We start from the raw sequence: 25971 nt of genomic DNA, 5'->3' as shown, positions 1-25971 counted from the left end.
CTATGCCCGCGACGACGGATCAAGCCGTTGTCCCAAGCGCTGAAACACGCTTCCCGCCACGGTATCGATCGCGATCGTCTTCATTCACGAAGGGTGGCGTATGGTTCAGGAAGCGTGGAGGCTGGGCGATGCCGATCCGTCATTGGGTGGCTGGGTGGCATCCAGCATGGTGTCGTTCATGCTGCCGAGCGTTTCGAGCCTGGGCGTCGTCCAGGGCCGCCTGGGCGCCGGTGCTGCGTCGGGGATGTGGTGATTGTCGTGGACGGTCATCGTTTCGGTCTCGCGAAAGGAGGGGGGTCAGGGGCGGAGTGCCGGAGGGGCGCTAGCGACGGGAGCATTCCAGATCGTGACAAAGTCCCACCCGGCATAGCTGAGGGGGGACTGCATCTGCGTCGTGGTCAGGCCGGTGCCTCCGGCACTGGTCGCCTGCCCGCTGGTCAGGATACTCCAGTAGGAACTCGTGACGGTTGCGCCGTTCGTCCCCTGCCCGATCAGTCCACCTGCGCCTCGCGGGCCGATCACCAGCCCGGTCGAATAGCTATTGGTCAGGCTGCCGCCATAGAGATAGCCGATCAGCCCGCCCGCGGTATTGGTCGATGCACCGACCTGACCGGTGGTATAGCTGTTGGCAGTGGTCGAATTATACTGATAGCCGATCAGCCCGCCGACATAGTTGGTGCCCGCCACGGTGCCGGTCGCGAACGACCGCGTGATCGTCGCGCCCGAAGCATAGCCGACCAGTCCGCCGACATTGTTGACGCCGCTGACCGTGCCGCTGGCGCTGCTTCGGGTGATGCTCGATCCGTCATTCTGGTTGCCGACCAGGCCGCCGACCAGATTGTTGCCAGTGACGTTGACCGCGCTATTGCTCCCGCTGACGCTGCCGCCATTATAGAGCATCCCGACCAGCCCGCCGACGCCGTTCAGGCCGCTGACGCTGCCGCTCACATTGAGATTGCTCAGCGTGCCCGAAGACAGGCCGAACAGCCCGACATTCTTGATCGAGGAACGGTTGATGCGCAGGTTGGACAACGTGAAGCCGTTGCCGTCGAGCGTACCGGTGAAGCCGTAGGTGCCGCTGGCGATGCTCGCGAGCAGGGCATGGCCGGTGCCGTTCCAGACATTGCCGAGGCCATCGGTACCGATCGGCACGAAGCCGGCGCTGGACCACATGCCCGAATAGGAGCCCGGGGTCCCCGCGACGACCGCACCGGTTTCAGCCAGGTCGATAGTGCCGGCCAGGCTGTAGCTGCCCGACAGGCGCGCCTGATCATAGCCGATCAACTGCAACTGGTGGCTGTTGGAGATCAGCAGACGCCCGCCGGCATCCGTTGTCGTGGTGAAGCTGGTCGGCACTTCGAAGGCAAGGAACGGCCGCGTCGAATTGCCCGCCAGGAACACGAAGCCGGTCGGGGTCGCGGTGCCGATACCGGCCGCCGCCGCAAGATTGGCATAGGCGCCTGCCTTGTAGGCATAGTTCGCCGCGCCCGACTGGTTCGGATCTGAAGTGATCGCGGACACGTTGCTCGCGGTGCCGGTGGCTGTGGTGAAGGCGTTGTTTTGCCGCGTCGAATAGTTGTCCCAGTAGGCATTGGCGACCGAGCCGGCGACCAGCCGGGCGACCACGCCGCCGACCTGGTAGCCCACCATCGATGTCGATACTTCGCCAGCGGCATAGGCGCCGTTGATCGAACTGGACGCGCCGATCACGTTACCGACCAGACCGCCGACATTCTGGCCTCCGGCGACGGCGCCAGTCGCATAGGCGTTCTGGATGCGGCTCGCGTTGAGCGTGCCGACCAGCCCGCCAGCACCGACATTGCCGTTGATCGAATTGCTCGACACACGGCCGGTGGCGTAGGAATTATTGACAAGGCTGTTCGACGCGACGTTCCCGACCAGTCCGCCCGCGCTGCCGTTGTTACCAGTGCTGGCGAGTGTCGCCGTGCCGGTGGCGTAGGAATTGCTGACGGTACCACCCGTCAATTCGCCGATCAGGCCGCCGACAAAGGCGCCGCCACCCGATCCGGTCGCCCTGGCAGTGCCGCTGGCCCAGGAATTTGTCACCGTGCCGGTGACCGTTCCGATCAGGCTGCCGACCCGCGCGACGCCGGATACATTAACGGCGGAGGACGAATTGCTGGTTGTACCGCGGAGCTGCTGGCCCACGAGGCCACCGATATTGCCGGCGGTGCTGCCCACGCCGGCAACGGTGCCGGCGACGTGCACGTTGGTGATCCGGTTGTTGGTCGACCCCATATAGCCCGTCAGGCCGGCAGTCAGGCTCCGACCGGCGATATTCAGGCCGGTCAGGGTAAGATTGCTGATCGTGGCCGAACTGTCGATGCCGCTGAACAGACCGACATAATCGCTCGTCGGGCGGTTGATCGTCAGGCCCGAGATGACGTGGGACCTGCCGTCAAAGGCGCCGGTAAAATAGACCGGTGCGGAAAGCGCAATGGGATCGAAACCGGCGCCATTGTTCCACAGCGCCGTGCCGCTGGCGTCGATGTCGGCGGTCAGCACGAACTGGCGCGCGAGCTGGTTCGCCGAGGCGATCCCCTGCAGGCCATAGACGTCCTCGATGGTGAATGGCGTGTTCGTGGTGCCATCACCGCCGGTCACGCGCCGGAAACTGGCATTGGCGAAGCTGAAGCGGAAATCGGTCGCGTGGAAGAATGGCAGCGCCGCGCTGTTCTGCGACCAGCCGCCATTGAGGAGATTGAACAGCCCGACATCGACCGCGCCGGTCGCGTTGATCAGGCCCATGCGGGGAGAGGCGTTGCCGGCACTGAGCGCCAGCCCGCCATTGGTGCCGGTGATCGCGGCGTTGATGTTGATATTGTTATAGGCGCGTAGCGTGAAGCTGTTGGTGCTGGTCCAGGTGACGGCGCTGTCGATCGTGATGTCGCCCGCGCCGGGTGTCTGATTGCCCGCGCCGGCCGCGCTGCTGCCAGTGGTTTCGAGCGTGACGTTGTTGCTGGCGAGATTGGCGCTGATCGTCGCGGCGGCGCCCGCATCGACGGTCAGGTCGACCGGGTCGATCAGCCAGGTGCCGGTCATGCCGCCGGCCGCCGAGGTATCGACGCGCAGGCCGGTGAAGAAAATGTTCGCGCCCGACGTCTCGATGAAGCCGCCATCACCCGTCGTCCCGGTGGCGCGCGCCGAAAGTGTGCCGGCGAAATTGACTGATCCACCGTCGCCGCCATGCAGGATGATCGTGCCCCCGTTGCCGATCGCGCTATCGGCATTGATGTCCCCGGTCAGGTTGATCACGTTGCGAACCGCATCGCGCACCGTCGCCGCCCTGAGCTCGACAATGCCGCCGCTGGCGTTGATCGTGCCCGCCATGTCGATCAAGGCGGTGCTGCCGACGGCGGTGGTCGGCACCGCGACCTGCATGAAGCCGTCGCCGTTGAGATCGAGCGTGATGCTTTCGCCGGAGGCAAGGCCGACACGGCCATAGGCCACGCTGATCGTTCCGCTATTGCCGACCGATCCGCCAAGCAGCGCGACATAGCTTCCCTGCCCCGCATCGATCGTTCCGCCGTTCGCCACGCGGGCCGATGCGCCGGATCCAGTGAAGTTCAGGCGCCCGGCCTCGAAGTCGGCATCGCTGATCGCCAGCGTCGAGGCGACGAAGCCACCACCGGTACTGACGTTGCCGGTCGAGGTGATTGCGATGCCGTTAGGATTGACGAGATAGACCGAACCGTTGGCGCGAACCTGCCCGGAGATTTCCGATCCCATCGTACCTGTCACTCGGTTCAGGGTCGCGCTGCCCGCATCGGGCTGGTGGAACACCACGCTGTTGCCTGACGCGACGTTGAAACTGTTCCAGTTGACGATCGCGCGCGCCGTCGTTTGCGTTATCGTGACGCTGTCGGGGGCGGTCGCGATCGTCGCGGTGCCCGACGCCACGACCCCGCCCGCGGGCAGCGCCGTCTGTGCCTGCGCACCCGTTGCGCCCACGCCGTTTACGCACGCGCAGATGGCCGCACGCACCAGAATGCTTGTCGCGAGCGCGCGGCTACGTCCAGCCGAGCGGACCAAGGAATGACGCTGCATGAATCCCCCACCGGAAAGCCGGGCGCATGCCTGGACCTTAGGGGAGCCTTAACTATTCTAACCTCGGCGCCACTCAACGGAACACAAGCGGACTATTCCGGCGCGGCTGATCCGACCGGATCATGGCGGGTTGAGCAGCGTCCGCGATGGCCCTTCCGATGTGGAGGAAAAAACCGGGCGTTGTGCGCATTTCCGTGGGGAACGATCCCGGAGAAGACATCCCTGGCCATCCAGCGGCCGTCCTGATCGAGTGCCTCCGTCACCCCTCCACATGACCTGCGTGACACTCATCGGTCGCACGTGGCGGGCCTGGCGAAACGAATCCGTGATATTATTCAACCATTTTGGTTGTGTTGGCATCCGCGCGATCCGATGATCGCGGGAGATTCACGTAACAGGGCAGCCCGGTCTCTCGCCGTGCGGCACGGCTCGTAGGAGGTCAGCAGCTTGAAGACATCGCCAATCGAGCAGTCGATCGACCCGGCTGTCGCCATTCCTTCTTTCCACACCCCGGAGACACTGCGCGCACATCCGCGCTTCTCGGAGGCTGTGGCCTGCCTCGTCGACGGGCTCGTGTCATTGTTCGGCCATGATCACCGGCTGCGGTCATTGATCGAATATGATCGCGGCGTGACCTTCATGTTGATCGTCTGCCTCGCCGCGGGGGAGCGAAGCGACCGGCCGGAAACCTGGCTGACCATGAAACGACTTAACGCCTTGTTGCCGCGTCTGTGCATCGAACCGGGGCGCGGTATCACCGACTTCGTCACCAGCCTGCGGGATGAAGACTTCCTGACCACGCGCCGCTCACCGCTCGATGCGCGGGTCCGCATCCTGCAGCCGACCGAGAAGATGCTCGCCGCGGATCGCGAATGGCTTCAGGTGTTCCACGCACCGCTCGCCCTGCTTTATCCCGACGGCGACTATCACGGCGCGATGCGGCAGGACCCGGTCTATCAGCGCGCCTATCGCACCGCCTCGCTCACCACGCTCGAGATTGCCGACCGCATCGTCGGCGGCAACCCGCCTGCCGACTATTTCATCCGCGAAAGCGTCGGCACGCGCCTGTTGATGGTGCTGATTCAGGAGGTGCGCGACGCGCCGGACCATCGCACCGGACCGGGCTTCTATACTCGCGCGGCGGCGCTCGGCGGCGTATCGCGCACGCATGCGCGCAACGTGCTGCAAGGCGCCGCCGACCGGGGCTGGCTGCGATCGAGCGATCCACCGGGCCTCTTCATCGAAGTGCGGGACGAGCTTTGGGACTCGGTTCAGCGTTGGGTGGCCGAATCAGTGGCGGGCGTTGATATCGTCCACGGCATGGCCCTCGCACTCCAGGAGTCCGCGCAAAAGAGCGCGTGAACCCGATGGGGAAAAACGGGAGCGCGGTGTAAATACCCGAAGGCTTGCTGGAAGGGCGGTACGCCTCGCATGCCAGCGCCTGCGCCGCCCGATCATCGAGACTCGTGACGGGATGGGGAATGATGCGGGAATGCATTCCGCCGTCCGGAAAATTATCCGGCTACTTCTCATGGATGGCTGGTGGAGATGGATGCCCCGTGAGGATTCGAACCTCAATAGACGGAGTCAGAGTCCGTAGTCTTACCATTAGACGACGGGGCAACGTGGGGGGCGATCTAGGGGGCGAGGCCGGGGCTGTCAACCAACGCCGCGCGCTGCTTGCCGCACGGCACTGCCTGCGCTACCCTTTGCTTCAAGCACCGAACGGCGGCCTTTCCGGTCGCCGCGACGGCAGAACATAAAAGCGAGTACACACGGCATGGGGGATCATTCGCCCAAGATGCCGTACCGGCAGGAAAGACCTGCCCGTTCGGCGCCGATCCCCGGCAAGGTCACCGGGGCGGGACGCGCGCGTTGGCCGGAGGCGCGCCATTTCGCGGCGCTTGACCTCGGCACCAACAATTGCCGCCTGCTCATCGCGCGGCCGCAGGGCAACGGCTTCGCGGTGGTCGACGCCTTTTCGCGAATCGTCCGGCTGGGCGAAGGGCTCGCCGCGACCGGAAGGCTCAGCGACGCGGCGATCGATCGTACCCTGGCCGCGCTGAAGGTCTGTGCCGACAAGCTCAAGCGTCGCAACGTCGCCCTGTCGCGTTCGGTCGCGACCGAGGCGTGCCGCCGCGCCAGCAACGGGCCTGAATTCATCGCGCGCGCCTATGACGAAACGGGCATCCATCTCGACATCATCTCGGCGGAGGAGGAGGCGCGGCTCGCCGTGCTCGGATGCCACGCGCTGATCGAGCCGGGCGAGGACCCGGCGCTGGTGTTCGACATCGGCGGCGGCTCGACCGAGCTGGTGCTGGTCGATACGCGACCCAAGGTACCGGTCGTGCTCGACTGGCACAGCGCGCCCTGGGGCGTGGTGTCGCTTACCGAGTTCGCTGGTGGCGGGACTGGGCCGGACGGGCTTGCCGCCGCCTACGCGGCGATGCGCAGCCTCGTCGCGGACAGCTTCGCCGGCTTTGCCGGGCGCTTGCCGCGCGGCATGGAACGACCGCGGCTGCTCGGCACCAGCGGCACGGTGACGACGCTTGCCAGCGTGCATCTCGGCCTGTCGCATTATGATCGCTCGGCGGTCGACGGGCTGATCGTGCCGGCTGCCTCGATGCGGCGGATCAGCGCCGACCTGTCGCGGATGAGCCTGGCCGAACGCGCGACCCTGCCCTGTATCGGCAACGAGCGCGCCGATCTGGTCGTTGCCGGTTGTGCGATCCTAGAGACGATCCTCGATCTGTGGCCCGCCGAACGGCTGGGCGTGGCCGATCGCGGTATCCGCGAAGGCATTTTGCGCCGGCTGATCGGTGGGAAGGCGCTATGAAGGTGACATTGTGAGCAAGGACGGCGGCGGGCTTCGAGTCCGCGTCAAGACGGCGCGGCGGCGCACCGCGCAATCGACGCGCTGGCTCGATCGCCAGCTCAACGATCCGTACGTGAAGCGTGCCAAGGCGGAGGGCTATCGCAGCCGCGCCGCCTACAAGCTGATCGAGCTCGACGAGCGCTTCGGCTTCCTCCGGGGGGTGAAGCGCGTGGTCGATCTCGGCATCGCGCCCGGCGGCTGGAGCCAGGTGGTGCGGCGGCGCTCGCCCAAGATCGCGATCGTCGGGATCGATCTGCTGCCGGTCGATCCGATCGACGATGTGACCATCTTCCAGATGGATTTCATGGACGATGCAGCGCCCGCGGCGCTCACCGAGGCCCTGGGCGGTGCGCCCGACCTGGTGCTGTCGGACATGGCGGCCAACACGGTGGGGCATCCCCAGACCGACGCGCTCAGGACGATGGCGCTGGTCGAGGCGGGCCTTGCTTTCGCGATCGACGTGCTCGAGCCGGGTGGCGCCTTTATCGGCAAGGTGTTCGCCGGCGGCGCCGATGCATCACTGGTCACCGAGCTGAAGCGCAACTTCAGGACGGTGAAGCACGCCAAGCCGCCCGCCAGCCGCAAGGGCTCGTCCGAATGGTATGTCGTGGCGCAGGGCTTCAAGGGCCGGCGTGAAGCGGTGCCTCAGGAGCCTGTGGATCAGTAGGACGTCACCTCGCGACGTCTCGGTCCTGTCGAGAGGGCCAGGGTGACGGCGGGATCACCCGGCCGGGCGGGAGCATCAACAAGCATGAAAAAGCCCGCGGATCGCTCCGCGGGCTCTTCATATCGGTAAAGACTGCGGGGCTCAGCCCTCGTAGTCGCCGCCCAGATTCTGGTTGCGCGGCGGCGCGGCGGCGGTGAGGCGAAGCGCCTCCGCCGATGCTGCCAGGCTGCCGATCTCGTCGGGCGTGTCCTCGTCGTCGACCTGGACCCGCTGAAGGCCGGAAACGACTGCTTCCTCCAGGTGATTCGGACGCACCGTCTCTTCGGCGATCTCGCGCAAGGCGACGACCGGGTTCTTGTCGCGATCGCGGTCGATCGTCAGGTCGGCGCCGCCGGAAATCTGCCGCGCACGCTGGGCCGCGAACAGCACCAGATCGAACCGGTTGGGAATCTTGTCGACGCAATCCTCGACAGTGACGCGCGCCATGAATGGCTTCCTTCGCAAACAACGATAGAATGAAGACCGGCGATCTAGGGCCCGCACCGCCAAGAGTCAAGGAATCCGGCTTGCCCCCGTCCCGATGCGCGGCCACATCTGCAAGATGACCGAACCTGCCGTCCAGCCGAGCTTCACCGTCGACGGCAACACGCTCACCATGCTGGATACCGGGCCGCGCCGGCTCGAGGCGCTGATCGCCCTGATCGCCGGGGCCAGGCGCACGCTTCGGATCATCTATTACATCTATGTCGACGACGACGCTGGCGCGCGGGTGCGGCAGGCGATGCTCGATGCGGCGGCGCGGGGTGTCGCCGTGTCGCTGGTGGTCGACGGGCTGGGTAGCGAGCATGCCGAGCAGAATCATTTCTTCGAGCCGCTGCGCCGGGCCGGGGTCGATGTCTGCCGCTTCGTGCCGCGCTGGGGCCGCCGCTATTTGTTGCGCAACCATCAGAAGCTCGCGCTGGCGGACGAGGCACGCGCGATCATCGGCGGCTTCAACGTGCAGGACAGCTATTTCGGCACGCCGGCCGAACAGGCATGGCGCGATCTCGGGCTCCTGGTGGAAGGCCCCGCCGCGGAGCATATCGCCGGCTATTTCGATGCGCTGTCGCGCTGGTCGAAGCAACCCAGGGCGCCGCTACGCTCGCTCCGCCGCGCGCTCGGCACATGGAGCGAGCCAGAGGGCAGGACGCGCTGGCTGTTCGGCGGACCGACACGGCGGCTGTCGCCCTGGGCGCGGGCAGTGAAGCGGGATCTGGAAAGCGCCCAGGCGATCGACATCATCGCGGGGTATTTCGCGCCAAGCCCCGGCATGCTCAAGCGGCTCGACCGCGCGGGCATGCGGGGCCGGGTGCGAATCGTGCTGCCGTCGAAGAACGATCATGGGGCTGCGATCTGGGCGTCGCGCTTCACCTATGCCGGGCTGCTGCGCAAGCGGGTCGAAATCTACGAATATCAGCCGACCAAGCTCCATACGAAGCTCTTCGTGATCGACGACGTGGTCTATATCGGCTCGGCCAATTACGACATCCGCAGCCTGTTCCTCAACCTCGAGATGATGCTGCGAATCGACGACAAGGTCTTCGCCGCCCATGTCCGCGCCTATGTCGACGGGGAGGTCGCCCAGTCGGAACGGATCACCACGGCGCTGTACAAGGCCCGCACCAACTGGTGGGTCCGCACGAAGCAGGCGGTGGCCTTCTTCGTGATGACCGTGCTCGACTATAATGTGACGAAGGGGCTCAATTTCGGGCCGCGCCGACGGCTCCGCAGGCCCTGATCTTTATTCCTTCCAGGCCCAGTAGAGCTGGGCCGGCGGTACATTCCACCATTCCATGTCGTGGTCGACCTTCGGGATATAGGGCTCGATGAAGTCGCGGCACTTGGGCGAGAACTGATAGACCAGGAAGGCGCCGCCCGGCCGGAGCACGTCGGCGGTCGCCTGGCCGATCGCGTCGCCGACGCCGGCGGGAAGCGTCGAGAAGGGCAACCCCGACAGCACATAGTCGGCATGGTCGAAACCGTGATCCTCGATGATCTGGCGCACGTCGGCCGCCGATCCGCCGACCGCCAGGAAGCGGGGGTCGGTGATCTCGTGGCGCAGATAGCGGATGAAATCGGGGTTAGTGTCGATCGCGAGATAGGTCGCGTCCGGGGCGAGCCGTTCAAGCACATGCGGGCAGAAGGTGCCGACGCCGGGGCCGTATTCGACGAACAATCTGGTGTTCTTCCAGTCCACCGGCCCAAGCATCTTGCGGATCAGCTTGCCCGAGGAGGGGACGATCGATCCCACCATCACCGGATGTTTCATGAACCCTTTCAAAAACATGGCCCAGGGTGAGGACACTCCGGCGGCGGCCCTGCGCTGGCGTCGCGCGGCAGTGGTTGAAACGGTCACTGGCGATCCTTGTTTTCGTGATTCACGGATATCTGTCGCAATCCTGTAACGAACATTCAAGTCTTAGGGTCCGCGCCCTGTCCCGCATGCGTCCCGTTCGGGGTTGCGCATGGACCCGAAGCGTTTAAGCGAGGCGCATGCGCGACGACCGGACTGGCCAGATCGTGGTGATCTTCCTTTCGCGCCGGACTGTCGCGGACGATGCCGGCTATGCCGAGGCGGCCGGGGCGATGGATTCGCTCGCCGCGACCCAGCCGGGCTATCGCGGAATCGAAAGCACGCGCGGGCCCGACGGGCTCGGCATCACGCTCAGCTTCTGGGCCGACGAGGCTGCGGCGCTCGCCTGGCGCGACCATCCCGAGCACAAGGTGATCCGCGATACCGGGCGTGCGCGCTGGTATGAGAGCTATGAAGTGATCGTCTGCGCGGCGCAGCGCTCCTACGCCTGGGAAAGGGCCGGGGAAAAGGCCAGGGACCGGGCTTGAAGACGCCCGCGGTCAACCGCGATTTCGCGTTGCTGTTCCTGGTGATGCTCACGATCGCCGCCGGCAACACCGCGCTGCAATCGGTGCTGCCCGCCCTCGGCCGATCGTTGAAAGTCCCCGACAGCGCCGTTGCGGCGGCATTCTCGGTATCGGCCCTGCTCTGGGTGATCGCGGCGCCCTATTGGGCCAACCGCTCGGACCGGCATGGCCGGCGCGCGATGATCCTGCTCGGCGTCGGCGGCTTCTGCGTGTCGCTGCTGCTCTGCGGCATCTTTCTCGCCGCGGGGATCAATGGCTGGATCAGCGGCACCGCGGCGTTCATCTGCTTCATCGGCGGCCGGCTGATTTATGGAACATTCGGGTCCGCCGCGCCGCCGGCGGTCCAGGCGCTGGTCGCCGGGCGCACCAGCCGCGAGGAACGGACCCGGGCGCTCACCCTGCTCGGCTCGGCCTTCGGGCTCGGCACGATCCTCGGGCCAGCGATCGCGCCGTTCCTGATCCTCGGCAGCATCGGCGCGGTGGAGATCGGCCTGTCCGGCCCCGCCTTCATCTTCGCGCTGTTCGCGACCGGCATCTATGTCGCGGTGCTCAAGCGCCTGCCCAATGACCGGACGCCGCAACCGGGCACGCACGGCGCGGCCAATGCCTATCCCTCGATCGGCGGGCAGAGTTCAGGCGCGAGCATCACCGCGGCGATCGAGCCGAACAGCGAGCGAGTCGGCTATTTCGATCCGCGCGTCCGCGCCTGGATGGTCGCCGGACTGGTGATGGGCCACGCCCAGGCGATGACCAGCCAGGCGGTCGGTTTCCTCGTGATCGACCGGCTTCACCTCGCGCCGGCCGACGCGCTCCAGCCGACCGGGATCGTGCTGATGATGGGCGCCGGCGCCGCATTGCTGGTCCAATGGGGCATCATCCCGCTGCTCGACATGCGTCCGCGCCAGCTGATCCTGGTCGGCCTTGTCGTCGGCGCGGCGGGCTGCGCGCTGACCGGACTCGCGACCTCGCTCTATGGCATCGCGACCGCTTATGCGCTTGCCTCGATCGGCTTCGGCTTTACCCGGCCCGGCTTCACCGCAGGTTCGTCGCTCGCCGTCGGCCATGCGGCGCAGGGCTCGGTCGCGGGCAAGGTGACCTCGATCAACGGCGCGTCTTTCGTGCTCGGGCCATCGATCGGGGTCGGCCTGTACGAAGCGCAGCACGCGCTGCCCTATCTGACAGCAGGTGCGGCGCTCATTCTCCTGTTCGGCTATTGCTGGGTCGCGTTGCGGGATTCGGCCGGGTCGAGACTCGATCCGCCCTCCGTGCCCGTTCGTCCCGAATAACCATCGACGCGAACGGCTGAGTTCGACCCGGGCAATGCTTGGATTGGCCTTCAGTCGGCTCCCTTCGGCCCGTGCGGACGGAGCTGGCCGGGGGAGATGAAGCCGATCGGCTGGATGGCCGATGCTTCCTGCTTCAGCCGCGCCGCCATCTGCTCATATTCGCGCTCCATGTCCGGCGTCACCGAGGCGCGGGAATCCTCCAGCGCTTCCTCGAAATGCGCCATGGTCACCTCGGCGACCGACAGGGATTGACGCAGCGCGACCAGACCCGCCCGGCGGACTAAATCCTCCAGGTCGGCACCGGTGAAGCGTTCGGTCCGGCTGGCCATCTCATCCAGATCGACATCGTCGGCGAGCGGCATCCTGCCGGTCTGGATCGCCAGGATGCGCCGCCGCCCGGCCTTGTCGGGCACGCCGACATAGACCAGCTCGTCGAAGCGGCCCGGCCGCAACAGGGCCGGGTCGATCAGGTTGGGGCGGTTGGTCGCGCCGATCACCACGACCGACTGGAGTTCCTCCAGCCCGTCCATCTCGGCCAGGATGGTGTTGACCACGCGTTCGGTGACCTGGGGCTCGCCCAGGCCGCCGCCGCGGGCGGGCACCAGCGAATCGAGCTCGTCGATGAAGATCACGCACGGTGCCACCTGCCGCGCGCGGGCGAACAGCCGGGCGATCTGCTGCTCGGATTCGCCATACCATTTGCTCAGCAGGTCGGACGATTTGGTGGCGATGAAGTTCGCCTCGGCCTCGCGCGCGACTGCCTTGGCTAGCAAGGTCTTGCCGGTGCCGGGCGGGCCATAGAGCAGGAAGCCCTTAGCCGGACGGATGCCGAGCCGGCGGAACGCGTCCGGGTCCTTCAGCGGCAGCTCGACGCCCTCCTTGAGGCGCGACTGGGCCTTGTCGAGCCCGCCGACATCTTCCCAGCGCACGCGCGGCGCTTCGACCATCACCTCGCGCATCGCGCTTGGCTGGACGCGTTTCAGCGCATCGAGGAAGTCCTCGCGCGTCACCGCCAGCGTATCGAGCACTTCGGGCGGGATGGTGCCCTCGGCGAGGTTGAGGCGCGGCATGATCTTGCGCACCGCCTCGATCGCCGCCTCGCGGGCCAGCGCCGCCAGATCGGCGCCGACGAACCCATAGGTGGTCCGCGCCAGCTCGTTCAGGTCGACCTTGTGGCCAAGCGGCATGCCGCGGGTGTGGATGCCAAGGATCTCGCGCCGGCCGCGCTCGTCGGGCACGCCGACGACGATCTCGCGGTCGAACCGGCCGGGACGCCGCAGCGCCTCGTCGATCGCCTCGGGCCGATTGGTCGCGGCGATCACCACGACATTGGCGCGCGCTTCCAGTCCGTCCATCAGCGTCAGCAGCTGCGCGACGAGGCGCTTCTCTGCCTCGCCGGAGACCTGCCCGCGCTTTGGTGCGATCGAATCGATCTCGTCGATGAACACGATGGAGGGTGCGTTCTTGGCCGCCTCCTCGAACACCTGGCGCAGCTTGCCCTCGGATTCGCCATAGGCCGATCCCATGATCTCCGGGCCGTTGATCAGGAAGAACTCGGCCGCGCTTTCATTGGCGACGGCGCGGGCAAGGCGGGTCTTGCCGGTGCCGGGCGGCCCATGGAGCAGCACGCCCTTGGGCGGATCGACGCCCAGCCGCTGGAACAGCTCGGGGTAGCGCAGCGGCAGCTCCACCATCTCGCGGAGCTGGTCGATCGTCTGTCCCATGCCGCCGATATCGTCATAGGTGACGTCGGCGCGGCGGGCCTCCTTCGGCTCCTCATATTCTGGGCGAAGCTCGATCTCGGTATTCTCGTCGACATGGACGACGCCCTTGGGCGAGGTTGCGATCACCGCGAGCCGGATCTCCTGCAGCGCATAGGCCGGCGCGCGGAGGAATTGCTGAACGCCCGGGGGCATGTTGTCGACGCGCTGCTGCCCGGCGGTCGCGACCACGTCGCCCTGGGTGACCGGCCGGCCGAAAAAGGTGCGCTTCAGCGCGTTGGACGACCCTTCGAGCCGAAGATTCTGCTGTGCGGGGGCGAAGACGATTCGGGTCGCCGGCTTGGATTCGACCTTGCGCACCTCGACGAAATCGCCCGAGCCGGCGCCGGCATTGGCGCGCTGCAGGCCATCGATCCGGATGATCTCAAGCCCCTCGTCCTCGGCATAGGGCGCGACCGCGCGCGCCGGGGTGGTCGACTTGCCGACGATCTCGATCACATCGCCTTCGCCGATGCCAAGCGCCGCCATCAACGCGCGCGGGACATGCGCCAGCCCGCGGCCGCTGTCTTCGGGCCGGGCATTCGCCACCTGCAATTTCCGAATCGGCGCTTCGCCATCGGCCATGTGAGATCCCCTCGAGAACGCAATGTTGAGCGCGCGAGATAGGATGGTGGTTCCGAAGATACGAGGGGCAGATAGAGGGGAGGGTTGCCTGCTTCAGGTAAGCCACTGGAAGCAGGCAAAAAAAGGGCCAGCCCCAAAGGGCCGGCCTTGAAAGTTTTAGGAGAGGATGCCTGAAAGGCCTCGCCTATATGCGGCGCAGCGGATTATGCTGCAAGTGCGAAACGAGTCTATGCAATTGCGTTCGATGCAATCATTGCTGGCAATCCTGCGAGGGACGATGATAGATTTGGAACGCAGGGTATATGATGCAGCGCACAATGCGCGTGTGAAGGGAACGCTGACACCATGCGCAGATTGCCGCCTCTGACCGCGATCGAGGCGTTCGTCCAGGTTGCGCGCCTCGGCTCGATCAAGGCCGCGTCGCAGGAGCTTGCGCTGTCGCCGCCAGCGCTCAGCCGCCGGATCCAGGCGCTCGAGCGCTTCATCGGCAAGCCCTTGTTCGATCGCCGCCACCAGGCGGTGGTGCTGAATGCCGATGGCGAACGCCTGCTCCAGCAGATCGCGCCAGCGCTGGACAGTCTGTCCGATGCGGTCGAGATGATGACCAGCGGCACCGACGTGCTGCGGCTTCGGCTCGGCATCCTGCCGCTGTTCGCGTCGCAGCGCCTGTTCCCGCGCCTGGCCGAGCTGCGCGCGAAGCATCCGGAACTGCATCTCGACATCGACACGGCCGCGCATGGCCTTGCCCGGCTGGGCGACGGCCTCGATGCGGTGATCGCGCTCGCGCGGGAGATCGATCCGGCCCTGTACGGCAAGCGGCTCGACCGCAATTCGGTCTATGTCATCGGTGCGCGGGCGCTGGTCGAGGGCGCTAATCCGGTTACCCGGCCTGAACAGCTCGCCGGGCTCACCGCGCTCGTCCACCGCGACATGCCCGATACGTTCACCGCGTGGCGCCGTGCCGCGAAGCTCGACGATCTCGAGCCGCTGGCGATCGACCATTTCGATTCGGGCGCGCTGATGCTCGAGGCGGCGGCGCAGGGGCTCGGCATCGCCTTCATGCACGAAAGCCATTTCGAGGACGCGCATGACGACCGGCTGGTGAAGCTGTTCGATATCGCGGTGGAGAGCCCGTACAGCTACTGGTTCGCCTGCCGACCCCGCTCGCTGGCGCAGCGGCCCGTGCGATTGTTCCACGACTGGCTGATCGAAACGATCGGCGACCCGGAAGTGTGACCCTCCTTAAAAGCCCCTCCCCTTCAGGGGAGGGGTTGGGGTGGGGGACTAATCCAGACGTTCCCCCACCCCCTTACGGCTCCCCTGAAGGGGAGAGAATCAGGTTCAGGCAGCTCGTGCCTTGACGATCTTGCCCGGCTCGCGCGGCGGCTCGCCCTTGGGCAGCGCGTCGACATGGTCCATGCCGGACGTCACTTCGCCCCAGACGGTGTACTGGCCGTCGAGGAAGCGCGCATCGTCGAAGCAGATGAAGAACTGGCTGTTCGCGCTGTTCGGGCTCTGCGCGCGCGCCATCGAGCAGACACCGCGGACATGCGGCTCCTTCGAGAATTCAGCGGGCAGGTTCGGCTTGTCGGAGCCGGACATGCCGGTGCCGGTGGGGTCGCCGCCCTGGGCCATGAAGCCGGGGATCACGCGGTGGAAGACGACGCCGTCATAGAAGCCGTCATTGGCCAGCTCGACGATGCGCGCGACATGCTGCGGCGCCAGGTCGGGGCGCAGCTTGATCGTCACGTCGCCGCCGTCGAGCGTCAGAGTCAGGGTTTCGGGGGAATCGGCCATGTCGGGCTCCTGAAGAAATAAGGTCCCCGCACCTAGGGACCGTCTTCGATATCCGCAATGGCAGGGAACGCCGAATGGCCATGGGCCGGCCAGTCGATGCGGCGGTTTTCGATCGCATCGCAAATGCTGTCATGGCGATTTGGCTTTGGCCGCGCGGGAGGTTAGAGGCTGGCGTCGTACGGCTATGGGAGGTCAGGATGAACGAGACCGAACTGAGCCACGCCGAGGATGAAGCCGAGACCGGCCAGCTCGACGAGGACGACCGGCTGAAGCCCGAATTCGTCCGTGCCGTGCTCGATGCGGTCGATGCCGGCGATACCGAGGCTGCACGCGCGCTGGTCGAGCCGCTCCACCCGGCCGACATCGCCGACCTGTTCGAGCTGACCCCGCACGAAGAACGCGCGGATCTCGCCAAGGCGATCACCGACCTGCTCGACGCTGACGTGTTCGCCGAGATGAACGATTATGTCCGCGAGGACCTGATCGACGCGCTCGAACCGCACGAAGTCGCGGATATCGCCTCGGAGCTCGATACCGACGACGCCGTTGCGATCATCGAGGACATGGAGGAGGACGACCAGAAGGCCGTGCTCCGCGCGCTCGATCCGGACGACCGCGCCGCGATCGAGGAGGCGCTGTCCTATCCGGAGGAATCCGCCGGCCGCTTGATGCAGCGCGAGCTGATCGCGGTGCCGGAACATTGGAGCGTCGGCGACGCGCTCGACTATCTGCGCGGCCATGAGGAACTGACGACCGATTTCTGGGAGATCTTCGTGGTCGGCCCGTCTCACAAGCCGGTCGGCACCTGCCAGCTCTCCTGGATCCTGCGCGCGCCGCGCACCGTGTCGATCGGCGACGTGATGAAGCGGGAGCAGACGCTCGTCCCGGTCGACATGGACCAGGAGGAAGTCGCGCTCCGTTTCCAGAAATACGCGCTGATCTCGGCGGCGGTGGTCGATTCGGGCGGGCGGCTGGTCGGCATGATCACCGTCGACGACATCGTCCACATCATCTCCGAAGAGGCTGGCGAGGATATCCTGCGCCTGTCCGGCGCGGGTGAGGGCGACATCAACGAGCCGATCCGGCTGACCGTGCGGACGCGGATCACCTGGCTGATCGTCAATCTCGGCACGGCGATGCTTGCCGCTTCGGTGGTCGGGTTGTTCCAGGGCGAGATCGGGCGCTTCGCCCTGCTCGCGGTGCTGATGCCGATCGTTTCCGGGATGGGCGGCAATGCCGGGACCCAGACGCTCGCGGTGGTGGTGCGCGCGCTCGCCACCAACCAGCTGACCAGTTCCAACACGCGGCGTATGATCTTCCGGGAATTCAGCATCGCGGCGGCCAACGGCTCGATGCTCGGCCTGCTGATCGGGCTCGGCACCTATCTCGTCTTCGGCAATGGCGATCTCGCCATCGTCATTGCGATGGCGATGGTCATCAACAACGTGATCGCCGGCCTGTCGGGCGTGCTGGTGCCGGTCGGCCTCGAACGCGCCGGGGTCGATCCAGCCGTGTCGTCGGCGGTATTCGTGACGATGATGACTGACGTGATGGGATTCTTCTCGTTCCTCGGCCTCGCCACCTTATGGGGCCTTGGCGGCTGACCCCCGGCTTCCCAGATCGCTGAAATGGCACTGCATATTACCAAGGTTGCGTTCGGCGCCACCGGCGTCGACCATCTCGCCGAACGGCTGCTTCTCCGTGCCGAGGCCGGGCCGGTGTTCCTGACCACGCGCTATCTTCCCAAGCGTCACGAGGAGATTGCAGGGCAGGGGTCGCTGTTCTGGATCATCAAGCATCAGCTCATCGCGCGCTCGCCGATCCTGCGATTCGGTGAGGCGGAGGGCGGCCGGGTGGCAATCCATATCGATCCGAAGCTGATCCTCACCCAGGCAAGGCCCAAACGTGCGCACCAGGGCTGGCGCTATCTCGAAGATGCGGATGCGCCCGCCGATCTCGACGGCGACATGGTGGTGGGCGATCAGATGCCGGCGGCACTGATGGGCAAGCTCGCGGGGCTTGGGCTGATCTAGATTGGCCTTCCGATGGGTTGGGGAGATATGGATGTCGCCCTGATATGCTTGGCAGTCCAATATATCTGACAAGCGCGAACCGGACCCGTATTGTCACAAAGCATGGACGATGCTGACGAGATCCCCCCAGTTTTCGCTGCTTCTTCTATATGCCGAGCCGCTATCCATCGCATAGGCGAAACGGGCATTGCCGGTGTTGCTGTGCGACGTTCTCGGTCGGCCATGTGGCGATAAGCCCGCTGCCTGTCGGGTCGTACGGATCGATTCCGGCTTCCGGGCCAGGTTGATTGCTCGCAGCCAAGTTCAGGGGGGATTCCGTGGGACGCAGGGCTAAATATTTTTCAATTTGTACATTGATGCTGTTTGCGCAGCCCGCATCAGCGGGAACGGCAAGTGCTGGATTAATTACGCAAACCATATCATTCCCAGCGGGGCAGTTTATATTTTCTCAAAATGGCGCGCGAACCTCAGCGCCATCCTGTGCATATCTGGGTCGATGGGCTGTCGATGTCAGTACGGCCGGGGGGCAAGCAACCCAAGCGAATATCCTTACCGCTTTTGCGACGGGTAGACCGGTTTATATTGCTGGAACAGGAACTTGTTCGGTTGATTCAGGAAGTGAGACCGTGTTGTATATAGTGGTGAATCCCTAAAAAGTTTCGGTGCCGCGCCGGCCGATCTCGACGGCGACATGGCGGTGGGCGATCAGATGCCGCCCGCGCTGATGGGCAAGCTGCCGGGCTGGGCTTGATTTAGGGTGCGCGTCCTGGGTCGGATCGACATTCGGAACTGGCCCGTCGGCGGCGCTGGTGCATCGAGCGCTAAATCAGAACCACCTCCCCGTTCGTGCCGAGTAGAGATCGAGTAGGCGCAGCCGTATCGAGAGCTCGTATCGAGGTACAATTGAAGTGCGGAACAGCTGCCCCTCGATACGCCATCTCGACACGCTCGACAGCTACTCGGGGCGAACGGATCCGACGATCTAGAGCGGGATGACGTGAGACTGAATCTTTGTGGATTCCGTTTTGGGTATTTTTCTGATTCAAGATGCTTGCTGGGATTTGGAGGCCAGCAGGCATGGCACGACCTTATTCGATGGACCTGCGGAAGCGGGTGGTATCAGCGGTGATAGAGGAAGGGATGACGCGCCCCGCGGCAGCGGCGCGTTTTGGCGTGGCCCCGAGTTCGGCGATCAAATGGGTTCAACGCGTGCGTGAGACAGGCAGCGTGGCGCCGGGACAGATGGGCGGCCATCGTGTGGGTATCCTGTCGGGCGCCAACCGCGACTGGCTCCTGGAGAGAGCCGCCACCGACTTCACGCTGCGCGGCCTCGTGGCCGAACTCGCCGAGCGCGGGGTTCAGGTCGATTATGTTCAGGTCTGGCGCTTCGTCCATGCCGAGGGGTTGAGCTTCAAAAAAAAGCGTACTGCCGGCCGAGCAACTCAGGCCGAAGATCGCCAGGCGGCGCGAGCAGTGGAAGAAGTATCAGGGCCGGCTTGACCCCACCCGGCTCGTCTTCATCGACGAGACCTGGGCGAAAACCAACATGGCACCGCTCAGGGGCTGGGCTCCCAAGGGGCAGCGGCTTCATGCCAAGGTGCCTTATGGACATTGGCGAACCATGACCTTCCTGGCGGCCCTTCGCTGCGACAGGATCGATGCGCCCTGCGTGCTCGATCAGCCCGTCAACGGCCAGAGCTTCACCGATTATGTCGAGCAGTGCCTCTTGCCCACACTCTCGCCCGGCGATGTCGTCATCATGGACAATCTGAGCAGCCACAAACAGCCGGCTGTTCGAAAGGCAATCCGCGCCGCAGGCGCCCGCCTCTTGTTCCTCCCGCCATACTCGCCGGATCTGAACCCGATCGAGCAGGTCTTCGCCAAGCTCAAGCATCTCATGCGCAAAGCCGCCGAGCGAACACATGAGGCAACATGGCGACGTATCGGCACTCTCCTCGACGCCTTCAGCCCCGCAGAATGCCGCAACTACCTCGTCAACTCAGGATACACGTCAACGTAACGTCATCAGACTCTAAGATGGTTCGCGCAGAGGCGCGGAGGACGCTGAGAAGGTCCGGTCAGCCGCATGGGCGGTTTGCGATGACAAACACATTCACAAATAGGCTGCTTGCGGGTGGATGGCGATCGAGTCCGGGAATGAACTCCGCGGTCTCGGCGCCCTCCGCGCGAACCCTTCTCTTCGCTGCCATCGTCCCGATAACGTGACTGTCGATTCGGCCTAGGGGGCGGCCTGCTTGCCGCAACTCACCGGGCCGCCCGCGATCGCCTTCACCGTGCAGGCCGGCTTGCCATAGACGGTAACCGATCCCAGGCCGGTCGAGGTGACGTTGGCGGTGAAACGGGCGGTCGCGCGTATTTCACCGGGGCCGTCGAGCAGCAGGATGAGATCGTCTGCCCTCAGCGGTACGGCGTCGATCCCGCCCGTCCCATTGGTCATCAGCCGGACCTTGGCCGCCCGTCCGCCAAGCTTGATGCCGCCCGATCCGACCAGGGTGGCGTTGAGTTGATCGGCATCGAGCGCTGCCGCGTCGAGCGTGCCGCTGCCCGTCACCTGCAGGTCGATCCGCTGGCCCTTGACCGCGCCGGCGACGCTCAGCCTGCCGCCGCCGATAAGGGTCGCACTGCGGATGGCCAGCGTCGAGATGCTGATCACCGGTGCGCTCACGCTCCTCCCGCCTGATTGTTCGCCCCAGCCGTTCGCGCTGGCCCGGACGATCAGGGTTGTCCCTTCGACGCGGACATCGAGCGTATCGACCGCCCGGGTGTCACCATCGGCGCGCGCACCCGGCGACTTGCCCGTCATAAGCTTGACCTCGAACGGCCCGTCAACGCGGACTCGGTCGAAGCTGCCGATCGCATAGACTCGGTTTGCCGCGCCCGCCGACATCGGCAGAAGCAGCAGGGCCAGCGCGGACAGATGACGGATCATCCGCCCGGCATCGGCCCAATCGCGGTTTCAGGCAAGAGGCTCAGCTACCGCATTTCACCTCGCCGGACCCCTTCTTGGAGGTTGCGCAGCGGGCTCCCGGCCCAAGATCGACATCGCCCGACCCAACGACCGATACCGCCGCGCCGCCCTTCACGGCGGCGCGCACGCTGCCTGATCCGGCGACCGATACCTCGGCGCCCTGGGCGGTCAGTCCCGGCGCGTCGACATCGCCCGATCCGGTGACGTCGATCGTCAGCTTCCTGGCGTTGCCTTTCAGCTTCATGCTGCCCGATCCGGCGATCGAGAATTTGCCGGTCTCGACGTTGACCGCTGCTACATCGAGATTGCCCGATCCGGCGCTTGAGCCGCTGAAGCTCTGGCCCTCGACCCGGTCGACCGCCAGGTTGCCGGAACCGGCAATGCTCGCTTCGGCGATGCGTGGCATGGTCACGAAGACCTTCACGCCCTTGTGGCTGCCGCCCCAATTGAAGCCGTCGCGGTTGATCCGGCCGATCCGAAGCGTGTCGCCGACTTTTTCGATCTTGAGTCGATCGAGTTCCTCCGAAGGCCCTTCGGCGCGCACGGAGAAACCGGTGCCGACGCGCACGTCGACATCGTCGGATCCGCGTAGTGCGACTCCGGTGAAATTGGCCACTGAATAACTGCGCGTGGTGCCGCTGCCCGATCCGGTGACGCCGGGCTTGGAATCATTGCCGCCCGATGTGAACGAGCAGGCCGCCAGTGGAATGGCGGTCAGCGGCAGGGCCGCGATCAGGGCAATGAGACGCATGATATCCTCCGTGTGTGTATTGTTTGAATAACACACCCATAAAGCGTGCGCAAATGAAAAGGGTCAACGAAAAAGGGGCGGCCGTTGCCGGCCGCCCCTCTTGCTGGTTCCGGATCGGACGCCGCGATCAGGCGGGCGTCTTGTCCTTGTTGTGGATCGCCGCGGCCTTGCGCAGGATCTCCAGGATCTTTTCCTGAGCCGTCGGTTCGTCGACCTGCTCCATCGCGGCGAGTTCGCGCGCGAGGCGGCTGGTTGCCGCTTCGAAGATCTGGCGCTCCGAATAGCTCTGCTCGGGCTGGTCGTCGGCGCGGAACAGGTCGCGGACCACTTCGGCGATCGACACCAGGTCGCCCGAATTGATCTTCGCTTCATATTCCTGGGCGCGGCGCGACCACATGGTGCGCTTCACGCGCGGCTTGCCGGTCAGCGTGTCGAGCGCCTCGCGCAGCGTCTTGTCGGATGACAGCTTGCGCATGCCGACGCTCTCGGCCTTGTTGGTCGGTACGCGGAGCGTCATGCGCTCCTTCTCGAAGCGGAGAACATAGAGTTCGAGTTGCATGCCGGCGATTTCCTGCCGCTGCAGCTCGATGACACGGCCAACGCCGTGCTTGGGGTAAACGACATAATCGCCGACGTCGAAGGACAGCGCCTTGGCAGCCATTCCGTTGAGCCTTTCCGTGGACTGGTTCCCCTGAGGGTGCGCGTCAGCAGCGTTGCTGCGTGCGCGCGATAAGGGGGTGTTGATTTAAACGTCTCCAGCCGGATGACGCGAATCCGCGCCTCCGTCCTACCTCATGTAGCAGAGTCGTAATAAAATTACCAGCCGCACTAGGCCCGTTCCGGGCCGTGCGTGCGAAAAATAGTATGGATGCGACGAAAAGAGCCGCTGATCAGTCGCCCTTGCCGGCCTCCGGCGAGAAGTATTTGTCGTACTTGCCTTCTTCGCCCTTATGCTCGTCGGCGTCGGCGGGAGTCTGGTCTGCCTTGCGTGTCACATTGGGCCATTGCGACGAGAAGCTGTTGTTCAGCTCGAGCCATTTTTCCAGGCCGCTCTCGGTATCGGGCAGGATCGCCTCGGCCGGGCATTCGGGCTCGCATACGCCGCAATCGATGCATTCGCTGGGGTTGATCACCAGCATGTTCTCGCCTTCATAGAAGCAATCGACCGGACAAACCTCGACGCAGTCCATGTACTTGCAGCGAATGCAGGCATCGGTGACGACGTAGGTCATTGCAAACTCCCCAGCTCGGAACACACGGGTCCGACGAAACGCCCGTCTGCTATGCCCCGTCGCCGCCGTCGTCAATCGCCCGAAGCCTGATGCGAGACGTTCTCAATGACGAGGTCGGTGTAGCAGGCGCGTGCCTCGGGTGCGGGGCCCCGCCGTGGCGGCAGCGCCTCCACCCGGATCGCGCGTACCCTGTCGCCCTGGACAAAGGCCAGCACGCTGCCGATGCGAACGCTTGCATGGGCGCGGTCGATCGCACGCCCGTCGAGCCGGAGCCGGCCCTCGCCGGCGATCTTCTGGGCGGCGCTGCGCGTTTTTGCGAGCCGCGCGAACCAGAGGAACCGGTCGAGCCGCATCGTCTGGCCGCCAGCCCCGATGCTAGTCCCGACGCTAGCCCCGATACTAGCCATGCGTCGAGCGAAGCCCCGCCAGCGCCGCAAAGGCATTGTCGCGTGGCGGCGGCGCCACCTTGGCACGGGTGAGTCCCCGCCATACCCAGCGCGGCGCCCCTGCCTGTACCGGTTCTTCCCGTGCCGGGGCCATGCGGAAACCAAGCGCCGCCATCAGCCGCGCGAGCGTTTCGGGCGTCACGCCGATCGAGGTGGCGAGCGCAGGGTCGGGGGCGAAGGGCTTCCGCCCGGCGCGCGCCTCATGCGCGGCCCGGGCGATCCGCTCGGCCAGATCGACCCGTACCGCCTGGTTGCCGAGTGGGCGAAAGCCGTCGGCGAGCGTCGCGCCCGGGGCGCCGCGGGCGAGCACCGTCGCGCCATCGGGCGGTGCTGCCCCCGGTGCGCGTGCCGCCTGCGCCGCGATCAGCATCCGCCGCCATCGCGCCGGGCCGGGCTTGAGCAGCCGCTGGTCGAACAGGTCGAGCGCCCCGATCGTCACGCCGACCGCGCGCAGCCTCTTGCGGGCCACCGCGTCGAGCGAATCCACCGCGGCGTCGATCCCGCCCCGCGCGACGATCCCGCCCGCCCCGACCAGGGCGGCGGCCACGGCGCGGAGCGGCGGCGTCGCCGAAGGATCGCGCTGCGCTGTATCGAGCGCGACCAGCCCGGGCAGGCGCCGCTCTATCTGGCCGGCTATCCAGTCCTCAAGCCGGGCCCGCACCCTGGCCTGCAACCCGCGTTCGAGGCAGTCGAGCGCACGGTCCAGCGTCAGGCGCGGCCGGGCGAGTGACGGTCCGGTCGCCAGTCCGGCGACTTTCAGCCCGTTCCACAGAATTGCCGGCGGTCCATTGTCGTCGATCGCCAGCGCCGTATCGGCGGCGGCAGCCAGCGCTTCGCCCCGCCGCGCCCGCTCGTCGCCCAGGCGGCGTTCGGCCGCGGCGAGCAGCAGCCTCTTGTCGGCATGCCGCGCGTCGGCGGCGACGGTGAAGCGGAAGCCGTCGAGCCGCCCGATCGCATGCTCCTCGACCATCACCTCGCCTTCGGGCCCGATCGTCACCGGCAGGGCGCCCTTGTCGGCGCCGATCTGGCGCAGCAGCATCGTCGTCCGCTTGTCGACGAACCGCTGGGTCAGGCTGAGGTGCAGCGCGTCGGACAGCCGTTCCTCGACCGCTGCCGCCCGGCCGGCCCAATGGACGGGGTCGGCCAGCCAGTCGGGCCGGTTGGCGATATACGCCCAGCTCCGCGCCGCCGCGATCCGCCCGGCCAGCGTCTCGACATCGCCCGCGACATTGTCGAGCTGCGCGATCTCCTCCGCGAACCAGGTGTGCGGGATATGGCCATGTCCCTCGCTGAGATGCCCGAACACCCGTCCGGCGAAGCGGGCATGCGGATCGACGCCGAGCTTGCGGAAATCGGGCAGTCCCGCCGCCGCCCATAGCCGCCTGACCATCGCCGGGGAGCGCACACGGTCGCGCACCCAGTCCTCCTCGGCCAGCCGCTTGAGCACGGCGAGGTCGGTCGCCTGCGGCGCTGCGCGCAGCACCCGCTCGGCAGGCCGAGCCTCCAGGCTGGCGACGAGCGCGTCGATGCTCGCCATGTCGGGGTCGCCGTCGCGCCAGTAGAGGAAGTCGAGCCCCGGGAAGCGATGCTCCTCGATCGCCAGCACTTCCTCCGGCGTAAAGGCGCCCGGCCCTTCCTCGACCAGCGCGCCGAACGTCCCGTCGCGCTGGTGCCGTCCCGCGCGGCCGGCGATCTGCGCCATCTCCGCCACGGTCAGCCGGCGCTGGCGATGGCCGTCGAACTTGTCGAGACTGGCGAAGGCGACATGCGCCACATCCATGTTGAGGCCCATGCCGATCGCGTCGGTCGCGACCAGATAGTCGACCTCGCCGGCCTGGAACATCGCGACCTGGGCGTTGCGCGTGCGCGGGGACAGCGCGCCCATCACCACTGCGGCGCCGCCGCGCAGGCGCCGCAGCATCTCGGCCACGGCATAGACCTCCTCGGCCGAGAAGGCGACGATGGCGGAGCGCTTGGGCAGCCGGGAGATCTTTCGCGCGCCGGCATAGCTGAGCGTCGAGAAACGCGGCCGGTTGAGGATGTCGATCCCCGGCACCAGCGCCTTGAGCATCGGCCGGAGCGCTTCCGATCCGAGGATCATCGTCTCCTCACGGCCCCGCGCGCGGAGGATCCGGTCAGTGAAGACATGGCCGCGCTCGGGATCGGCGCCGAGTTGCGCCTCGTCGATCCCGACAAAGGCCAGGTCGCGATCCAGTGGCATCGATTCAGCGGTACATAGGAACCAGCGCGCGTCCTTCGGGACGATCTTCTCCTCGCCGGTGATCAGCGCGACCTGGTTCGCGCCCTTGATCCTGACCACCCGGTCATAGACCTCGCGCGCCAGCAGGCGCAGCGGAAAGCCGATCATGCCGCTCGAATGGCCGCACAGCCGTTCGACCGCCAAATGGGTCTTGCCGGTATTGGTCGGGCCCAGCACAGCGGTGACCGGACGTTCGGTGTCGCGACTCATCGTGAAGGCAACATCGCGTGCCAATCGCCCCTGCGCAACCTGCCAGCGTCAAAAACAACGCTAACCATATCGAATAGCTGGCGGATTCGGTTG

Annotated in this window: 22 protein-coding genes and 1 tRNA gene; 10 read left to right on the top strand and 13 right to left on the bottom strand. The window is 65.9% G+C overall.

The window, feature by feature from the left end; all coding sequences use genetic code 11:
• Positions 1–105 precede the first annotated feature (105 nt).
• Together P0Y59_17910 and P0Y59_17905 are read right to left on the bottom strand one after the other, a co-directional pair.
• A complete protein-coding gene (locus P0Y59_17910) occupies positions 106–270 on the bottom strand; it encodes a hypothetical protein (protein WEJ98798.1) in 165 nt (54 codons plus the stop codon).
• 27 nt (positions 271–297) lie between these two features.
• The gene (locus P0Y59_17905; GenBank protein WEJ98797.1) at positions 298–4068 is read right to left on the bottom strand and encodes a GLUG motif-containing protein; all 3771 of its coding nucleotides are present in this window, start codon (positions 4066–4068) and stop codon (positions 298–300) included.
• A 447-nt stretch (positions 4069–4515) separates the two neighbouring features.
• Between P0Y59_17905 and P0Y59_17900 the strand changes: the two genes are divergently transcribed.
• A complete protein-coding gene (locus P0Y59_17900; protein ID WEJ98796.1) occupies positions 4516–5430 on the top strand; it encodes a hypothetical protein in 915 nt (304 codons plus the stop codon).
• A gap of 187 nt (positions 5431–5617) precedes the next feature.
• Here P0Y59_17900 and P0Y59_17895 read toward each other — a convergent pair.
• Positions 5618–5691, bottom strand: a tRNA-Gln gene (locus tag P0Y59_17895).
• Positions 5692–5848: 157 nt separating this feature from the next.
• Between P0Y59_17895 and P0Y59_17890 the strand changes: the two genes are divergently transcribed.
• Complete coding sequence (locus P0Y59_17890) at positions 5849–6904, top strand: Ppx/GppA phosphatase family protein (GenBank protein WEJ98795.1); 1056 nt, start codon at positions 5849–5851, stop codon at positions 6902–6904.
• A 10-nt stretch (positions 6905–6914) separates the two neighbouring features.
• Positions 6915–7610, top strand: a complete 696-nt coding sequence (locus P0Y59_17885) for an RlmE family RNA methyltransferase (protein WEJ98794.1) — start codon at positions 6915–6917, stop codon at positions 7608–7610.
• 141 nt (positions 7611–7751) lie between these two features.
• Here P0Y59_17885 and rpoZ read toward each other — a convergent pair whose 3' ends face one another.
• Positions 7752–8096, bottom strand: coding sequence for a DNA-directed RNA polymerase subunit omega (rpoZ, locus tag P0Y59_17880; protein ID WEJ98793.1), 345 nt, complete (start codon positions 8094–8096; stop codon positions 7752–7754).
• Positions 8097–8211: 115 nt separating this feature from the next.
• On the opposite strand from rpoZ, the gene P0Y59_17875 reads away from it, so the two are divergent.
• Positions 8212–9387, top strand: a complete 1176-nt coding sequence (locus P0Y59_17875; protein WEJ98792.1) for a phosphatidylserine/phosphatidylglycerophosphate/cardiolipin synthase family protein — start codon at positions 8212–8214, stop codon at positions 9385–9387.
• Positions 9388–9390: 3 nt separating this feature from the next.
• On the opposite strand, the gene P0Y59_17870 is transcribed toward P0Y59_17875, so the two are convergent.
• Positions 9391–10005, bottom strand: a complete 615-nt coding sequence (locus tag P0Y59_17870; protein WEJ98791.1) for a methyltransferase — start codon at positions 10003–10005, stop codon at positions 9391–9393.
• 137 nt (positions 10006–10142) lie between these two features.
• Here P0Y59_17870 and P0Y59_17865 point away from each other — a divergent pair, with 137 nt between their 5' ends.
• Both P0Y59_17865 and P0Y59_17860 read left to right on the top strand, forming a co-directional pair.
• A complete protein-coding gene (locus tag P0Y59_17865; protein WEJ98790.1) occupies positions 10143–10490 on the top strand; it encodes an antibiotic biosynthesis monooxygenase in 348 nt (115 codons plus the stop codon).
• A gap of 44 nt (positions 10491–10534) precedes the next feature.
• Positions 10535–11815, top strand: coding sequence for an MFS transporter (locus tag P0Y59_17860; protein ID WEK02618.1), 1281 nt, complete (start codon positions 10535–10537; stop codon positions 11813–11815).
• 50 nt (positions 11816–11865) lie between these two features.
• Here the strand turns inward: P0Y59_17860 and P0Y59_17855 are convergent, their stop codons facing one another.
• Positions 11866–14160, bottom strand: a complete 2295-nt coding sequence (locus P0Y59_17855; GenBank protein ID WEJ98789.1) for a CDC48 family AAA ATPase — start codon at positions 14158–14160, stop codon at positions 11866–11868.
• 345 nt (positions 14161–14505) lie between these two features.
• On the opposite strand from P0Y59_17855, the gene P0Y59_17850 reads away from it, so the two are divergent.
• Positions 14506–15396, top strand: coding sequence for a LysR substrate-binding domain-containing protein (locus P0Y59_17850; protein ID WEJ98788.1), 891 nt, complete (start codon positions 14506–14508; stop codon positions 15394–15396).
• A 105-nt stretch (positions 15397–15501) separates the two neighbouring features.
• Here the strand turns inward: P0Y59_17850 and P0Y59_17845 are convergent, their stop codons facing one another.
• Positions 15502–15957 carry a peptidylprolyl isomerase gene (locus P0Y59_17845; GenBank protein ID WEJ98787.1) on the bottom strand — a complete coding sequence of 152 codons (456 nt, stop codon included), beginning with the start codon at positions 15955–15957 and terminating at the stop codon, positions 15502–15504.
• Between the two features lie 197 nt (positions 15958–16154).
• Here P0Y59_17845 and mgtE point away from each other — a divergent pair, with 197 nt between their 5' ends.
• The 3 genes from mgtE to P0Y59_17830 all read left to right on the top strand — a co-directional run bounded on the left by mgtE (position 16155) and on the right by P0Y59_17830 (position 20010).
• A complete protein-coding gene (gene mgtE / locus P0Y59_17840) occupies positions 16155–17561 on the top strand; it encodes a magnesium transporter (protein WEJ98786.1) in 1407 nt (468 codons plus the stop codon).
• A gap of 24 nt (positions 17562–17585) precedes the next feature.
• Positions 17586–17990 (top strand): DUF1489 domain-containing protein, encoded by a 405-nt coding sequence (locus P0Y59_17835; protein WEJ98785.1) that lies wholly within the window; start codon positions 17586–17588, stop codon positions 17988–17990.
• A gap of 1077 nt (positions 17991–19067) precedes the next feature.
• A protein-coding gene (locus P0Y59_17830; protein WEJ98784.1) for an IS630 family transposase occupies positions 19068–20010 on the top strand; the annotation gives its coding sequence in 2 pieces (ribosomal slippage) (positions 19068–19403 and positions 19405–20010; 942 coding nt in all).
• Positions 20011–20229: 219 nt separating this feature from the next.
• On the opposite strand, the gene P0Y59_17825 is transcribed toward P0Y59_17830, so the two are convergent.
• The 6 genes from P0Y59_17825 to P0Y59_17800 all read right to left on the bottom strand — a co-directional run bounded on the left by P0Y59_17825 (position 20230) and on the right by P0Y59_17800 (position 25878).
• Complete coding sequence (locus P0Y59_17825) at positions 20230–20940, bottom strand: DUF2807 domain-containing protein (protein WEJ98783.1); 711 nt, start codon at positions 20938–20940, stop codon at positions 20230–20232.
• A gap of 40 nt (positions 20941–20980) precedes the next feature.
• Positions 20981–21730 (bottom strand): DUF2807 domain-containing protein, encoded by a 750-nt coding sequence (locus tag P0Y59_17820; GenBank protein ID WEJ98782.1) that lies wholly within the window; start codon positions 21728–21730, stop codon positions 20981–20983.
• 127 nt (positions 21731–21857) lie between these two features.
• The gene (locus tag P0Y59_17815; GenBank protein ID WEJ98781.1) at positions 21858–22391 is read right to left on the bottom strand and encodes a CarD family transcriptional regulator; all 534 of its coding nucleotides are present in this window, start codon (positions 22389–22391) and stop codon (positions 21858–21860) included.
• 229 nt (positions 22392–22620) lie between these two features.
• Positions 22621–22962, bottom strand: a complete 342-nt coding sequence (locus P0Y59_17810; protein WEJ98780.1) for a ferredoxin family protein — start codon at positions 22960–22962, stop codon at positions 22621–22623.
• A 71-nt stretch (positions 22963–23033) separates the two neighbouring features.
• On the bottom strand, positions 23034–23369 hold the full coding sequence (locus P0Y59_17805) for a S4 domain-containing protein (protein WEJ98779.1): 336 nt from the start codon (positions 23367–23369) through the stop codon (positions 23034–23036).
• Positions 23362–25878 (bottom strand): helicase-related protein, encoded by a 2517-nt coding sequence (locus tag P0Y59_17800; protein ID WEJ98778.1) that lies wholly within the window; start codon positions 25876–25878, stop codon positions 23362–23364. Before P0Y59_17800 ends, P0Y59_17805 begins: the two co-directional genes overlap by 8 nt.
• Positions 25879–25971: the final 93 nt, after the last annotated feature.

Origin of the sequence: Candidatus Sphingomonas phytovorans, from assembly GCA_029202385.1 — a bacterium.
Taxonomy (GTDB): domain Bacteria; phylum Pseudomonadota; class Alphaproteobacteria; order Sphingomonadales; family Sphingomonadaceae; genus Sphingomonas; species Sphingomonas phytovorans.
The sequence above is the reverse complement of the archived record's forward strand: the minus strand, read 5'-3'. Positions and strand labels throughout refer to the sequence as shown.